Here is a 13803-nt window from a genome sequence, read left to right as displayed (position 1 = left end):
TCCAGAAAACCCGCTTCGGCGGGTTTTTTTTCGCCTGCAGAAAATCCCTACAAGCCAGGCCGTGCATGGCCTGCATGCATATCAGCAAAAATTGACGCATAGAAATGTGAAGAAATGCATTGACTGCATATGCATGAATGCATAGCCTGTATCTCAAGCCGGACGGAAACCGGTTGTTACACAGGCAGCGATGGACAGGCCTCAACTGTCCAGAGGGTTGGCAACTGGCCCGGGTGTGCAGCGTAAAGCACCACGAACAGTTATCCGGCGGGCAGGCGGCCGCGGTCGGAGTCACCAATTTGAAGCGGAACTGCGCGGCGTCACCAGTCGTGGCCGGCGGTTCGACAACGCATTACTGAAAAGCCCGGCGAGCCGGGCTTTTTGGAATGCCGAGGCTTTTGAAATACGCAGAGTACCCACAACCCGCCTGTTGGCCCCCGCCATCAGGCATTACACAGGAGACAGGACAGTGACGAACGAGCAACAGGCGTTACTGGAGATGCCGCTCTGGCTGGTAATCGTCCTGGCATTGCTGGGCGGCTTGAGCGGCGAAATGTGGCGGGCCGACAAGGCCGGTGCCACCGGCTGGTCGCTGCTGCGCCGGCTGGCGCTGCGCTCCGGGGCCTGCATGGTCTGCGGCGTGTCGACGGTGATGCTGCTGTATGCCGGCGGCTTGTCGATCTGGGCGGCCAGTGCATTTGGCTGCATGACTGCGGTCGGCGGCGCCGATGTGGCCATGCGTCTTTATGAACGCTGGGCGATCCGACGCCTGGGCTTGCGCGACAACACGCAAGCCGACGAGCGATAAGGAGAATATGCATGAGTGAATTGGCCACTTTGCACGCTGCAGTGACTGCAACCATTCGTGAGGCGATGCCGGAGTTGGCCTCGGTCGATGCCTATACCGCTGTAGGCAATGCCCCGGAGCGACCGGCACTGCGCCACGGCATCGTGCAAATGACGGCGGATGCAGCACCGCGCGATGGCCGCTCGGTGCTGATTGCCACCTTCGAGGCGGATATCACCGCCGATAGCGCCAACCCCGAAGCGCGGCTGCAGGGCAGCCTGCTGGCCGCACAGCTGATGGATCTGCTGCGCCAGCAGCATTGGGCGCTGGACTTCGTCGAAGCCAGCCGCAACGTGCAGGCGCAGTTCGAGGGCAGCGCCTGGACCGTGCGCTGGGACCAGCCGGTGCTGCTTGGCGAGGCACGCTGGAACTGGCCGGACCAGCCACCCGGCAGCCTGGTGCTGGGCTTTGCGCCCGAGATCGGCCTGGGCAACGAGGCGCATTACATCGCGCCGGAGGACCTGTCATGAGCTACGTCAGCGCCATGCATGACCGCATGCTGGCGTGCATGGTGATTCCTTGCCGGGTGGTCGCGGTGGACCTTGCTGCCGCCCGGGTGCGGGTGTCCGACGGCAGTGGCTGGACCAGCACCTGGCTGCGCTGGCACGCCCAGGCCGCCGGCCAGGCCCGGCACTGGCGGGCGCCGAGCCTGGGCGAGCAGGGTGTTTTGCTCAGCCCCAGCGGTGAGCCGGCCCAAGGCACGTTCCTGCCCGGCCTTTATGGCAATGCCGGCAGTGCGCCGGACAACCGCGCGCATGCCGAGGTCTGGCGTTTCGCCGATGGTGGTTCGCTCAGCTACGACTGGCAGGCCAGCCACTACGACATCCAGTTGCCTGGCGGCAGCGCGACCCTCCAGGTCGGCGCCAGCAGCGTGCAGGTCAACGACGGCGCGATCAGCCTTCAGGCGGCAGCGATCAACCTCACCGGCACTGTCACCGTCGACGGCGCGCTGCAGGTCAGCGGCGATATCAATGGCGGTGGGCGGATCATCGATACCGCCGGCAACACGGCCAATCACAAACACTGACTCAAGCCCGCCCATGCGGGCTTTTTCATATCAGGAGAGTGCCATGCATAGCCATGAACAGGGCGGTGCACCATGATCGGCATGGACCGCCGCAGCGGCCAGCCACTGGCCGGCATCGATCATGTGCGCCAGTCCATCGAAGACATCCTCACCACGCCGCTGGGCAGCCGTCGCATGCGCCCGGAGTACGGCAGCCAGTTGCGGCGCTTCGTCGACCTGCCGGTCAACGAGGGCTGGAAAAGTGCCGTGCAAGCCGAAGTGGCCCGCGCACTGGGGCGTTGGGAGCCACGCCTGCAGTTGCAGCGGGTCAAGGTCGTTGCGGTGCTCGACGGCCAGGTCAGCCTGGCGTTGAGTGGCCGCTATCTGGGCGACGAAGCGTTGCTGGAGGTGAGCGTATGAGCCAGGTCGACCTGTCGAAGCTGTCTGCCCCGCAGCTGTTGGAAGACCTCGACTACGAAGCCCTCTATCAGGCCGATCTGCAGACCTTCCGCGAATACCTGGGCGACGCCTGGACCGCCAACCTGGAGAGTGACCCGGTCACCAAGCTGCTCGAGGTCGGCGCCTACCGCAAGTTGCTCAACCGGGCGCGCATCAACGATGCCGCCAAGGCGCTGCTGCTGGCTTACGCCCAGGGCACTGACCTGGACCAGCTGGCGGCCAACGTCAGCCTGCAACGCCTGGTGATCCAGGCCGAGGACCTGGCCAGCGTGCCGCCCGTCGAAGCCTTGCTGGAGTCGGACGATGCGCTGCGTGAGCGGGTGCAACTGGTCTATGAAGGCCTGACCACCGCAGGCCCACGCAACAGTTACATCCTGCATGCCCGCAATGCTTCGGGGCAGGTGGCTGACGCCACCGCCGAAAGCCCTTCTCCGGCAGTGGTGGATGTGACCGTGCTGGGCCTGGAAGGCAACGGCGAGGCCAGTGCCGAGCTGTTGGCGCAGGTGGCGTCATATCTCAACGATGACGACATACGCCCGGTCGCCGACCGGGTCAACGTGCGCAGTGCCGAGATCTTGCCCTATCGCATCGATGCCGTGCTTTATCTGGCCGACAGCGGCCCTGAGTACGAAGCGATCCTCGCCGAGTGCCAGCGTCGCCTTGAGGCCTGGATCAACCCGCGACGGCGGCTGGGCGTGGAGGTGGCCCGTTCGGGCATCGATGCGCAGTTGCACATCGACGGCGTCAGTCGGGTCGAGCTCAATGGCTGGGCCGACATTCGCCCGAGCAAGGCCCAGGCAGCCTGGTGCAGCGGCGTCACCTTGAAGCGGGGTGGCTGACATGCAGAGCCTGTTGCCGCTCAATCGCACGGCGCTGGAGCGGGCCATCGAGGCGGCGGCCGATGAGGACCTGAAGGTCAGCCTGCGCCTGCTCTACAGCCCCGACAACTGCCCCGCGCAGCTGCTTTATCACCTGGCCTGGGCCTGGTCGGTGGACCGTTGGGAGGATAGCTGGAGCGACGAGATCAAGCGTTCGGTGATCCGTTCAGCGTTCTTCGTCCACGCCCACAAAGGCACCCTCGGCGCGCTGCGCCGCGTGGTCGAGCCGTTCGGCTACCTGATCGAGGTGCAGGAGTGGTGGCAAGCCACGCCGCCCGCGCCAGCGGGCACCTTCGCACTGAAGATCGGTGTTTCCGATGCGGGCATCAGCGAAAGCACCTATCAGGAACTGTCATCGCTGATCGACGACGCCCGCCCGGTCAGCCGCCACCTGACCGGCCTGGTCATCAGCCTCGAAAGCCGTGGGGCCCTTCATGTCGGCTGCGCGATCCAGGACGGCGACGAACTGGACATCTACCCGCTGACGCCACGTGACATCGAGGTCATGGGCGTCGTGGGCCGGGGCGGCCGCGAACATACAATCGATACCTTGGACATTGCACATGGTTGACCAGACTTCTCAGTTCTACGCCATCCTCACCAATGTGGGCGCGGCGAAACAGGCCAATGCCGATGCTTTGGGCATTGCCTGGAAAATCACCCAGATGGGTGTCGGCGACGCCAACGGCACCGACCCCACCCCCAATGCCACCCAGACCAGCCTGATCAACGAATGGCGCCGCGCACCCTTGAACCAGCTGAAGGTGGATGACAAGAACAGTGCGATCATCATTGCCGAGCAGGTCATTCCGGCGGATGTCGGCGGCAAGTGGATCCGCGAGATCGCGCTTTACGATGCCGATGGCGAAATGGTGGCCGTGGCCAACTGTGCGCCGACCTACAAACCGTTGCTCAGCCAAGGGTCTGGACGAACCCAGGTGGTGCGGATGAACCTGGTGGTCAGCAATGCCAGCAACGTACAGTTGAAAATTGACCCGTCGGTGGTGCTGGCCACGCGTGAGTACGTCGACAGCCGGCTGGTCGAGGAAATCAGCAAGCTGGACAACAAGCAATCGGTGCGCGCGGCGACCACGGCCAATATCACCCTGTCGGGGCTGCGGACGGTCGACGGTGTTGTGCTTGCGGCCGGGGATCGGGTCCTGGTCAAGAACCAAACCGAAGGTAAGGAAAACGGTTTGTATGTCGTGGCAGCTGGTGCCTGGTCGCGTACTTCCGATGCGGACACCAGCGCCGAGGTAACGCCAGGGTTGGTGGTGGTGGTTGAGCAGGGCGCGATCCAAGCCGATACGATCTGGCAGTTGATTACCGATGCCCCGATTGTATTGGGCACCACGGCGCTGACCTTCAGTGACATTACCGACGGTTTCGCCCGTCTTCTGTCGCCGGCCTTCACAGGCACGCCGACGGCGCCTACGCCGCCGCAGTTCGACGCGACGCAGAAGGTGGTCAACGCCGAGTTTCTCAAGCGGATGGGGGTGGAGTACGGCGGTTACGTGAACTACCCCGTATCGACGACCCTGACCCCGGCAGATTGCGGCAAGTTGGTCGCTTTCGGACATCCGACTAATCCGCTGGTCGCAACACTTCCCACAGGCGGAGACATCACGCCGGGCGTAACCGTGACGGTCCTTTGCTCCCAGGGCACGCTCACTGTGACTGCGGCAAGCGGTGACTCGATTGGCGCGATCAGTGCGCCGGGCAATATCGCTCTGGCTCAGGGTGACACCGCTGAGTTCATCCGCAATGGCACCAACTTGTGGTACCTGATCGGCGGGTCAGTACTGCTCAAATACTCCTACGTGATGCGTGGCGCGAACTGGACTACCCAGCCGCAGTTCGATGCCCGCGGTGCACTGGCAACCACAGAGTTTGTTCAGCGGGCGCTGGGTAGCTTCAGCGGCCAGCGAGGCATAAATGCGGCCTATACGGTGGTTCCAGCAGATGCCGGTAAGTTGTTGAGTCTCAGTGGTTCGGGCTACGCAATCACTCTGCCCGCGACAGCAGCATTCGCCGTCGGTGCCTCGGTTCGGTTCGTGAACTACGGTACCGGTGTTATCACGGTGAGCGGCCCAGGTCTGACCGCCTCGGTGCCTATTGGCATAGGCGATGCGCTGGAGGTTATGGCGACTTCCAGCGGCTGGATGCTGATCGGCGGCAGCGCCTTGCTTAATTCCAGTTCTGGCTTTGCCAGTGCCTTGACGGCGGGTGGTCATCAAAAACTACCTACCGGATACATCGAGCAATGGGGGACGGCGCAAGTGCCTGCTAACGGAACCCTGGATATCACATTGCCGACTACTTTCTCCACGCAATGTTATGGCGTGGTTTGCCAGTATTCCATCGGCCTTGGCGGTAAAGCGGGCCGGCTCGGGGGGGCGCCTATTACCAACTCGGTTATTCGTATCGAGTGTGCATTGCCCGGAGAAGGTGGTTCGCAGAACGTGTATTGGAAGGCTTGGGGGAAATAAGGAGAAACCATGTATTTTTATTCAGCGACAACCCGTGGTTTTTACGAGCGGGCGACTCACGGGGCTGATATGCCGCCCGATGTTTGCGAGGTCAGTGCCGATGAATATGGCCGGCTGATGGAAGCTCCTAGTCAAGGGCGCGTCATCGTTCCTGATCACAAGGGCCGTCCGGTGGTTGCTGATGCGCCTGGCTTGGGTTTCGAACAGCAATGCGCGGTCGAGCGTGCTTGGCGTGATGACATGTTGTTAAAGGCCTGCGCCGTGCGTGACCGGCACCGTGACGAGCAAGAGCTGTCCCGGCCTACCACCTTGACCCAGGAGCGATTTGTGGAGCTGATGCTGTATATCCAGAAACTGCGCGACTGGCCCCAGTCCCCCGGCTTCCCCATTGAAGGGCAGCGACCCGTAGCCCCGGCCTGGCTCGCTGAGCAACCCTGAGACGCCCCGCACTGACGGGGCGTTTTCTTTTTCCGCTGTACCACATGGCCCCGCACCGCGGGGCCTTTTCATATCTGGAGTAAACCTACATGAGTGGATTCTTCCACGGCGTCACCGTAACCAACGTCGACACCGGCGCCCGCAGCATCGCGCTGCCTTCTTCCTCGATCATCGGCCTGGTCGACACCTTCACCGAAGGCGCTGGCGCTACAGCCAAGGCCAACGACCTGGTGCTGATCACCAGCGAGCGTGAAGCCGTCGCCGCCTTCGGCGAAAACGCCGCCATCACCAAGGCCTGCCGGGCCATCTACAGCCGCGCCAAGGCAGTCATCGTCGCCTGTGGAGTGGCCAAGCTGGACGATGCCGCAGAGCAGACCGCAGCGATCATCGGCAGCGTGCAGGCCGACGGCAAACGTACCGGCCTGCAGGCGCTGCTCGACGGCAAGAGCCGCTTCAACGCCCAGCCACGCCTGCTGGCCGCGCCACGCCACAGCGCCACCCAGGCGGTCGGTACCGCATTGGTAGCCCTGGCCGACAAGCTGCGCGGCATCGCCATCATCGACGGCCCCAACACCACCGATGAAGCGGCCATCGACTATGCCGGGCACTTCGGCGCCAAGCGCGCCTTCCTGGTCGACCCGGGCGTGCAGTACTGGGACAACGGCGCGCAAGCCACCGTCGATGCGCCAGGCTCGGCCTGGGTCGCCGGCCTGTTTGCCTGGACCGACAGCGAATACGGCTTCTGGGCCTCGCCGTCGAACAAGGAATTCGTCGGCATCACCGGTACCAGCCGCCCGGTGGAGTTCCTCGATGGCGACGACAGCTGCCGTGCCAACCTGCTGAACAACGCCAACATCGCCACCATCATCCGCGATGACGGCTTCCGCCTGTGGGGCAACCGCACCCTGTCCAGCGACCCGAAATGGGCGTTCGTCACCCGCGTGCGGACCATGGACATCGTCATGGACGCGATTCTCTATGGCCACAAGTGGGCGGTCGACCGCGCCATCACCGCCACCTACGTCAAGGACGTCACCGAAGGCCTGCAGGCCTTCATGCGCGACCTGAAGAACCAGGGCGCGATCATCAACTTCGAAGTCTTCGCCGACCCGGAGCTGAACACGGCCAGCCAGCTGGAGCAGGGCAAGGTGTACTGGAACATCCGCTTCACCGACGTGCCGCCTGCCGAAAACCCCAATTTCCGCGTTGAAGTCACTAACCAGTGGCTGACCGAAGTTCTCGATTCCGCCGCTTAAGGAGCGCATCTACATGGCAATGATCCCCGAAACCCTGGCCAACCTGAACCTGTTCGTCGACGGCGTCAGCTTCCAGGGCGATGTACCCAGCCTGACCCTGCCCAAACTCACCCTGAAGATGGAAGAACACCGCCCCGGCGGCATGGACATGCCGGTCGAGATGGACCTGGGCATGGAGAAGCAGGAAGCGGCCTTCACCACCACGGGCGTACGCCGTGAGGCGCTGAAATTCTTCGGCCTGGCCGATGGCAGTGGTTTCAACGGCACCTTCCGCGGCGCCTTCAAGGGCCTCAAGGGCAAGATCAATCCGGTGGTGGTGACCCTGCGGGGCACCCTGAAGGAAATCGACATGGGCGACTGGAAGTCCGGCGACAAGGCCGAGATCAAGCACAGCGTCGGCCTGACCTATTACAAGCTTGAAGTCGACGGCCGCCTGATCTACGAGATCGACGCGCTGGGCATGAAGCGCGTGATTGATGGAGTCGACCAGTTGGCCGCCCAGCGCGCTGCGCTCGGCCTGTAAGGAGACGACCATGGCTCAAGCGAAAAAGCAGCCGCAATGGCTGACCCTCAGTGCCGACCGCGTCACCGTGCGCCTGTCACGCCCCAGCGAAGCCAATGGCGTGCAGGTCGACAGCCTGTCGCTGCGGGCACCGACCGTGCGCGATATCCGCAATGCCCAGGCTGGTGGCGCGGCGGATGACGAGCAGCGCGAGCTGAACCTGTTCGCGTCGCTGGCCGAAGTCGGCATCAGGGACCTCGAAGGCCTTGCCCTGAAGGACTATGCCCGCCTGCAAAGCGGTTATTTTCGCCTGGTGCAGGACGACGAACTTTGACCCGGCCCGGCAGAAGGCCGCCGCAAGGCGGCTGGCCAGGGAGCTGAACTTTTCCGCGAGCGAAATCATGACCATGTCGTACGGCGACATGGTCTGGTGGCTCGCGCCGTGACAAGGAGGAACCTATGGCGAACACACAGGTGTTCACCCTCGGGCTCGGCGTCACCGTCACCAACCCTTTGGGGCAGGCCATCGAACTGCTGCGCCGGGACGTCGAACGCCTGCGCAGGCAGGCCGATGGCACCCGGCTAGGCCGGCTCATCGGCGAGGTGATTCGCCTGGGGTTGGAGCTCGGCAAGGTACGTCAGGTCGAACGCCAGTTGGCACTGGACCAGGAGCAGCAACACGAAGATCAGGTCGCCCGGTTGGGGGATGAGGTCGAGGCCGTCGAGCGTTTGCGTCAGCACTACCTGATGCTGGATCAGGTCATCAAAGGGTTGGCGCGGCTAAGGCCACTGGCAGGCCAGACGACGGTCAATGTCTTCCAGCAATGGCACGCTGTCGTACAAGGGCAGAGTGTTGCATCGGGCAAGGTGCAAGCGCCCTCGAGGGTACCCAGGGCGGATGCCGGTAGCAGCTCGCTTGCCTCGGCCAAAGCCCTCGCGATTGGCGCAGCAGGTATTGGGGCCCTTGGCCTGGGGACTGTTTCCATTCTCGCCTACCGCAAACAGTCACCGGAAAAGAAGCGAGCGATCCGCGAGCGTGGGCTGAAAGCGTGGCGAGAGAACCGTGCCGAGACCTTGGGCAAGGTCGCCAAGGCCGTCATCACTGCCGAGGACGGCGAAGATATGGCGCGCGGTACCGGCGCTGCATTGGGCGACCTCGGCGGCCGTGTGCTGGGCTCGATGGGGGCCGTGCTTTTCAAAGGCAAAGGTAAAGCGATCGGCAACGTTATCGGGACAGTTACAGGTACGAGTGCGGGCAAACGCAAGCGCACAAAGAAAGGTCAACGAAAAGCCCACGCCAAGGCACAGCGAGAGGCCGCCAAGGAGCAGGCGGCGCAACAGGAAGAGGAGAAAAAGCAGGACGAGGCCAAACAAGAGCGTTGGGCCAAAACGGGCGGCGTGATCGGCGAGGCAGTGGGGGACAGAGCCGGTGGCGAGCTCTTCAACTGGATCGCAGGGGATGACGAGCCCCGGTCGCAAGACAGTGCGGCATCTGCAGTGGCGGATGGCCAATCCGAATCCTGGAGGGTACCTGACTTATCGTTGATCGCCACAGGCAAACAGCTGACGTCGGTTGGGAAACTTTTCAAAGGTGCCCCGGTGGCCGCGGTGCTGGACACTTCTTTGCAACTTGTCGACACCTACCAGAGCGGTGGCACGCCCGCAGAGAAGCTGGAAGGGTATGGCAAGGCTGTCGGCGGGCTGGGTGGCACCTTGGTCGGGTCTTCGGCTGGCTGGGGCGCCGGAGCGAGCTTCGGGGCCTTGCTCGGCACGATGGTGGTGCCCGGTATAGGGACGGCGGTTGGTGCTGCGATCGGTGGCGTGCTGGGCGGCTTTGGCGGTGGCGTATACGGCGGCGAGGCAGGTGATATCGCCGGTGGCTGGCTTGGCAAGACCCTGGCCTCAGTCATGGGGAGCGACACGGCTGGGGCAAGCCCGGCCACTGACAGCCCGCCCGTCCAGGCAGCCCGTCCTGCCGAGGGTGCTGGTGCTCCCGCACTGCCACCTGCGACCTCGGCACAACAGTCGCAGGCTGCTGCGTCGCCCACTATCAACCAGCAATTCACGTTCACCGCCAACATGCCGGTGACCTTCAACAACAGCCTTGACGACCCAACCACCCTGCAGCAACTGGAGGCCATCGCCCGCCGTGTATTCGATGATCTGATGCGTCAGGCGCGTTCGGTGCAGATGGTCGATCAACCCCTGCCATAAGGAGTCAGCATGACTTACCTGGAACAGTTGCAAGGTGGCCTGCATGCACTGGTCAAGGCGGGCGAGGAGGGGCGTCGGCGTGCCGACGCCATGCTCGACCCGATGAACCAGGCGGTTGGCCATGCCAAGGAGGCGGCCAGCGAACTTGAAGCCCTACCCTGGATCGGCCCGGAGATCGGCAGGCGCCTGCAACGCACGATGCGCGCCATCGACTCGGCCAAGCAGCGTGTCGACAAGGTGATCGCCAAGTACGACCAGGCCCTCGATGTGGTGCGCAAGGTGCGTGACCGTGTCGATGCCTTCGCCGAACACCTGGGCAAGGCCGCAGCGGCCATTCGCCGGGTGATCGGGGATGTGCGCTCGGTCGCCAACGGTGTGCTTTCGACCTTCGGTTTCGCACCGCAGGTTACCCCGGCGGCAGAGGCGATCAAGCCGTTCCCGCACCTGCTGGTACTGCAGCCACTCAAGGCCAACGCTGCGCCGTACTACTTCAACCTCGACACCGCCGCCTTCGACCAGTTGCGCCGGCAAACGCGTTTCCGCTGGGCCGGGCAAGAACGCCTGAACCGCGAAAATGCGCAGCAGGCCGTCAGCCTGGGCGAAGACACCATCAACATCCGTGGCGCAATCTTCCCAGGCTTCAAGGGTGGGTTGGGCCAGCTGCAGGCCTTGCGTGGCGTCGGCCGTCAACTGCTGCCGCTGTCACTCACCACCGGTTATGGCGAGGTGCTGGGCACCTGGTGCCTGACCAGCATCGAGGAGGAGCAGGGCGCCTTGCTGGCTGGCGGCATTCCTCGCAAACAAGGTTTCTCACTGGAGTTCGTCAGCTATGGACAAGACCTGCAAAACGTCTGAGGGGGATGTGCTCGATACTCTCTGCCACCACTATTACGGGCACCTCGACGGCAGCGTCGAGGCTGTGTTGCAAGCCAACCAGGGGCTGGCCGAGGAGGCCCAGCCGTTTCGCGGTGGTGTGACCATCCGCCTGCCGACGCTGGCGCTGGCGGCGGCCAACGCCGTGCAGCTGTGGGACTGATGCCATGCAACCGGTATTTCGCATCCAGGCCGATGGCAAGGACATCACTGCGCTGATCAATGACCGCCTGTTGCTGCTGCGTACCACTGACAAACCGGGCATGGAAGCCGATGACTTCGAGCTGCGCATCGACGCCCGCGACGGCGCTGTGGCGTTGCCGGCGCGCGGTGCGCTGATCGACGTGCAGCTGGGTTACGCCGGCCAGCCGCTGACCCGGCTGGGGCGTTACACCGTCGATGAGGTCGAACTGTCCGGTCCGCCCGATACCTTGGTGATCCGCGGCAAGGCCAGTGACTTGCGTGGCAGTGGCAGGACCATTCGCAGTGGCAGTTGGGAGGCCGTGCCGTTGCAGCGCATCGTCGCGGAAATCGGCGCGCGTAATGGTTGGCAGGTGGTCTGCCCGGTACTCATTCAGGTGCAGCGGGTCGATCAGTACAACGAGTCGGATTTCAATTTCATCACGCGCCTGGCCCGCCAGTACGACTGCACCGCCAAGCTCGCCGATGGCCAGCTGCTGGTGCTGCCGCGCCAGGCCGGGCAAAGCGCCAGTGGCAAACCCCTGGGTGTGGTCGGCATTGCCCGCACCGAGGTCAGCCAGTGGCATTTTCGCCTGGACGACAAAGCGGCGCGCAAGGCCGTGCGCACCCGTTATCAGGACACCGCCAGTGGTGAGTCGAAGACCATCGAGCTGGTCAACGAAGAGGCCGTTGAAGGCCAGCGGCCGGTGCATACCGACCGTCACCTTTACCCTAACCGCGCGGCGGCCGAACAAGCGGCCAGGGCGCGCCTGGCCAGCTTCAACCGCGACACCGCCCAGGTGCGCCTGGACCTGCCGGGGCGTACCGACCTGTTCGCCGAGCGCAGCATCGACCTGCAGGGCTTTGTCGATGGCCTCGACGGGCAATACCAGATCGATTCGGTGGAACAGGTGTTCACTAGCTCGGGCTGGCGCACCACGGTGCAGGGTAATGGCGGCAAGGCGGGCAAGGTACAGGCCAAGGGGGCGGCGCCCCGTCGCCAGTCCGCGACCAAGGCCTGAAGGACGATAGTGAAAGGAGTGTCAGACATGCTCACTGAAACGCAATTGCTGCAGATTCTGCCGAACGCCCGCCCCGTTGCGGGCGTTTTTCTTTCGGCACTGAACGTCACCCTGCCACGCTGGGAAATCGACAACCCCAGGCGTGTGGCAGCGTTCATCGCCCAGGTCGGCCATGAGTCCGGCCAGTTCCGCTACGTGAAGGAACTGGGCAGTGACCGCTACCTGGCACGCTACGACACCGGCAGCCTGGCCGTGCGCCTGGGCAATACACCGCAGGCCGATGGCGATGGCCAGTTGTACTGCGGGCGCGGCCTGATCCAGGTGACCGGGCGCAACAACTACCAGGCCTGCAGCCGGGCTCTGTTCGGCGACGAGCGCCTGCTGGCGCAACCGCAGCTGCTCGAACAGCCGCGCTGGGCCTGTGAGTCGGCCGCATGGTTCTGGCATTCGCGCGGGCTCAATGCCCTGGCGGACCGCGGCGAGTTCAACCGCATCACGCGCCACGTCAATGGTGGGCTCAATGGCCTGGAGGACCGTCTCAAACTTTGGGCGCGGGCGCGTGAGGTGTTGTGTTGAGCCGACTGCAACGTGGCCTTGGCGCTTTGTTGTTGATGGTGTCCGTAGCGCTGGCCTGGCAGGTACAGGGCTGGCGCTACGAACGGCAGCTGGCGCAGCAGGCGCAAGCCCAGGCCGATACCGAGGCAGCCCGGCTGCTCGCCGAGCGGGGGCAGCGCCAGGCGCTCGAGCGACGCCTGGAAGAAAGTGAAACCCGTCATTTCAAGGAACTTGCCGATGCACAGCAATCTCAGGCTCGCCTGCGTGATCGTCTTGCTACTGCCGATCTGCGCCTGTCGGTCCTGGTCGAGCGCGACGCCGTCTGCAGCGCGGTGCCAGCCACCGCCGCTACCGGCGGCGTGGATCATGCAACCGTACGCGCCGGACTTGAGCCGGCGCATGCTCGACGAATTATCGCCATTACCGACGAAGGGGACCGCGGGCTGATCGCGTTGCGGGCGTGCCAGGATTATGTGCGCGCGTTGCGGCCTTGATCCCTTGCCTGGCGGCATCAGGGTGGTAGGGTAGTGCGCAATCTTCAAGGAGCCCGCCATGGACCCAATCACCGTTCTCGCTACCCGCCTTGGCGAACACCTGCGCCGCTTCAACGCCCAAGTGACCACCGCCGAATCCTGCACCGGTGGAGGCATCGCCGAAGCCATCACCCGGGTGCCCGGCAGCTCGGCCTGGTTCGAGGCCGGTTACGTGACCTATTCAAATGCCCAGAAAACCCGCCAGCTGAAGGTGCCCGAGGCGCTGTTCGCCGAGGTTGGCGCGGTCAGCCAGGCGGTGGTCGAAGCCATGGTCCGTGGAGCCCAGGCCGCCAGCGGCGCACGTTTTGCCGTGGCCGTCAGTGGCGTGGCCGGGCCTGATGGCGGTTCGCCGGCCAAACCGGTGGGGACCGTGTGGCTGGCCTGGGCCGATGGCAGCCACGTCAGCAGTGAGCGCCGGCACTTCGACGGTGACCGCGAAGCGGTGCGCCGACAGACGGTGATCGCCGCGTTAGACGGCTTGTTACAGCTTGGTGCCGAGTAAATCGACGACAGGGGTTTGCTCGGGCGCTTGCCTGTGGAATAATACTGGC

The 13803-nt window shown here is 64.0% G+C and carries 18 protein-coding genes; all 18 read left to right on the top strand.

Features of this window, described 5'->3' with window-relative positions:
- The first annotated feature begins 469 nt into the window (after positions 1-469).
- The 18 genes from CAF78_RS02665 (at position 470) to CAF78_RS02580 (ending at position 13754) form a co-directional block, all read left to right on the top strand.
- Positions 470-808 carry a phage holin family protein gene (locus CAF78_RS02665; RefSeq protein WP_085675627.1) on the top strand — a complete coding sequence of 113 codons (339 nt, stop codon included), beginning with the start codon at positions 470-472 and terminating at the stop codon, positions 806-808.
- 11 nt (positions 809-819) lie between these two features.
- Positions 820-1317, top strand: coding sequence for a hypothetical protein (locus CAF78_RS02660; RefSeq protein ID WP_085675628.1), 498 nt, complete (start codon positions 820-822; stop codon positions 1315-1317).
- Positions 1314-1874 carry a phage baseplate assembly protein V gene (locus CAF78_RS02655; RefSeq protein WP_085675629.1) on the top strand — a complete coding sequence of 187 codons (561 nt, stop codon included), beginning with the start codon at positions 1314-1316 and terminating at the stop codon, positions 1872-1874. Before CAF78_RS02660 ends, CAF78_RS02655 begins: the two co-directional genes overlap by 4 nt.
- Positions 1875-1946: 72 nt before the next feature.
- Positions 1947-2273 (top strand): GPW/gp25 family protein, encoded by a 327-nt coding sequence (locus CAF78_RS02650; RefSeq protein ID WP_085675630.1) that lies wholly within the window; start codon positions 1947-1949, stop codon positions 2271-2273.
- The gene (locus tag CAF78_RS02645) at positions 2270-3151 is read left to right on the top strand and encodes a baseplate J/gp47 family protein (protein WP_085675631.1); all 882 of its coding nucleotides are present in this window, start codon (positions 2270-2272) and stop codon (positions 3149-3151) included. The genes CAF78_RS02650 and CAF78_RS02645 overlap by 4 nt, the downstream gene beginning before the upstream one ends.
- Position 3152: 1 nt before the next feature.
- Positions 3153-3761 carry a phage tail protein I gene (locus CAF78_RS02640; protein ID WP_085675632.1) on the top strand — a complete coding sequence of 203 codons (609 nt, stop codon included), beginning with the start codon at positions 3153-3155 and terminating at the stop codon, positions 3759-3761.
- Positions 3754-5679: a phage tail protein gene (locus tag CAF78_RS02635; RefSeq protein ID WP_085675633.1), complete on the top strand. Its 1926-nt coding sequence runs from the start codon at positions 3754-3756 to the stop codon at positions 5677-5679. Before CAF78_RS02640 ends, CAF78_RS02635 begins: the two co-directional genes overlap by 8 nt.
- Positions 5680-5688: 9 nt before the next feature.
- Positions 5689-6117 (top strand): phage tail assembly chaperone, encoded by a 429-nt coding sequence (locus CAF78_RS02630; protein ID WP_085675634.1) that lies wholly within the window; start codon positions 5689-5691, stop codon positions 6115-6117.
- Positions 6118-6206: 89 nt separating this feature from the next.
- Complete coding sequence (locus CAF78_RS02625) at positions 6207-7373, top strand: phage tail sheath family protein (RefSeq protein WP_085675635.1); 1167 nt, start codon at positions 6207-6209, stop codon at positions 7371-7373.
- 13 nt (positions 7374-7386) lie between these two features.
- Positions 7387-7896 carry a phage major tail tube protein gene (locus CAF78_RS02620; protein WP_027920000.1) on the top strand — a complete coding sequence of 170 codons (510 nt, stop codon included), beginning with the start codon at positions 7387-7389 and terminating at the stop codon, positions 7894-7896.
- Between the two features lie 10 nt (positions 7897-7906).
- Complete coding sequence (locus CAF78_RS02615) at positions 7907-8209, top strand: phage tail assembly protein (protein ID WP_085675636.1); 303 nt, start codon at positions 7907-7909, stop codon at positions 8207-8209.
- A gap of 125 nt (positions 8210-8334) precedes the next feature.
- The gene (locus CAF78_RS02610) at positions 8335-10089 is read left to right on the top strand and encodes a hypothetical protein (RefSeq protein ID WP_085675637.1); all 1755 of its coding nucleotides are present in this window, start codon (positions 8335-8337) and stop codon (positions 10087-10089) included.
- Between the two features lie 9 nt (positions 10090-10098).
- A complete protein-coding gene (locus CAF78_RS02605) occupies positions 10099-10944 on the top strand; it encodes a phage tail protein (RefSeq protein WP_085675638.1) in 846 nt (281 codons plus the stop codon).
- Positions 10919-11125: a tail protein X gene (locus CAF78_RS02600; RefSeq protein ID WP_085675639.1), complete on the top strand. Its 207-nt coding sequence runs from the start codon at positions 10919-10921 to the stop codon at positions 11123-11125. Before CAF78_RS02605 ends, CAF78_RS02600 begins: the two co-directional genes overlap by 26 nt.
- 4 nt (positions 11126-11129) lie before the next feature.
- Positions 11130-12164, top strand: coding sequence for a phage late control D family protein (locus tag CAF78_RS02595; protein WP_085675640.1), 1035 nt, complete (start codon positions 11130-11132; stop codon positions 12162-12164).
- A gap of 27 nt (positions 12165-12191) precedes the next feature.
- Entirely contained in the window at positions 12192-12740 is a 549-nt protein-coding gene (locus tag CAF78_RS02590; RefSeq protein ID WP_085675641.1) for a glycoside hydrolase family 19 protein, read from the top strand.
- The gene (locus CAF78_RS02585) at positions 12737-13213 is read left to right on the top strand and encodes a lysis system i-spanin subunit Rz (RefSeq protein ID WP_256573986.1); all 477 of its coding nucleotides are present in this window, start codon (positions 12737-12739) and stop codon (positions 13211-13213) included. Before CAF78_RS02590 ends, CAF78_RS02585 begins: the two co-directional genes overlap by 4 nt.
- Before the next feature lie 58 nt (positions 13214-13271).
- On the top strand, positions 13272-13754 hold the full coding sequence (locus CAF78_RS02580; RefSeq protein ID WP_085675642.1) for a CinA family protein: 483 nt from the start codon (positions 13272-13274) through the stop codon (positions 13752-13754).
- The last annotated feature ends 49 nt before the right edge of the window (positions 13755-13803 follow it).

The sequence above is a fragment of the Pseudomonas sp. R28(2017) genome, assembly GCF_002112505.1.
Taxonomy (GTDB): Bacteria; Pseudomonadota; Gammaproteobacteria; order Pseudomonadales; family Pseudomonadaceae; genus Aquipseudomonas.
The sequence above is the reverse complement of the archived record's forward strand: the minus strand, read 5'-3'. Positions and strand labels throughout refer to the sequence as shown.